This is a genomic window from Streptococcus sp. HMSC071D03 (assembly GCF_001812125.1).
GTDB classification, from domain to species: Bacteria; Bacillota; Bacilli; order Lactobacillales; family Streptococcaceae; genus Streptococcus; species Streptococcus pseudopneumoniae_N.
The window spans coordinates 7,504-8,422 of sequence record NZ_KV807780.1 but is presented as its reverse complement, the minus strand read 5'-3'; the positions used below and the strand labels follow the sequence as shown (position 1 = coordinate 8,422).

General features: G+C 27.7%; 1 protein-coding gene. It reads left to right on the top strand.

Annotated elements, in window-relative coordinates; all coding sequences use genetic code 11:
- Positions 1-684 (top strand): Rgg family transcriptional regulator (locus tag HMPREF2837_RS07385; RefSeq protein WP_075230794.1); only part of this gene is annotated, 684 nt, incomplete at its 5' end.
- Between the last annotated feature and the right edge of the window lie 235 nt (positions 685-919).

The window sequence follows — 919 nt, the reverse complement described above, 5'->3', positions numbered from 1 at the left end:
CATATAACTTTGGATGAATTTATTATTCTTCATGACAATAATTCTACTAGAACTGGATCATTCGCTAACTTGGTGCAATATATTCGAAAACACTATTCCACAAAAAATTTTGATAGTATTATTGAATTACTATCAAAATCTTCAAGTTATAACTTGGGTCCTTATGAAAAGACAATGGTAAAATCGATTCTCTATACAACAAATAAAAATTTTCTCCCCTCGGACGAGGAGTTATTACAGCTTACAGATTATCTTTTTAAAGTTGAAAACTGGGGTTACTATGAAATTATCCTATTAGGTAACTGTGTAAGAACAATTAAATATAACTCCTACTTCCTATTAACTATAGAAATGTTAAAAAATTATATCTATTCAACATTAAATAAGACAAATAAACGGCTTGTTACACAATTGGCAATCAATTGCCTAATTGTTAGTATTGATAAAGAAGAATTTCAAAATTGTAGTTTTCTAATCAAAGAAATAAAAAAATTACTAAATAATGAATTAAACTATTATGAACAAACCGTCTTCTTATATACATGTGGATACTTTGAATTTAAGTGCAATCTTGCGAACGGAATCGAAAAGATGAAACAAGCACTTCAGGTATTTGAAATTCTAGGAGAACATAATATAAAAGCACAGTACCAAGAGCACTATGACAAATATATTAATCAATAACATAAAGATAGTTAATCTTTAACCACCATAGGATTAGTTCTTGTTATTCCAATAGTATTTCTATACTAAATTTTTTATCAAAATCCTTATCATTCAGTACTTTTACAAACATTTCTAGCTTTTTTACCAATCCCCTCATACTCATAAAGATAATGACCTAGCTCCTCTTGAAACACTCTTATTTCTTCGGTTACTTGTTCGACTGTAATTGATTCTGGCAAATTTAATTTTAAAA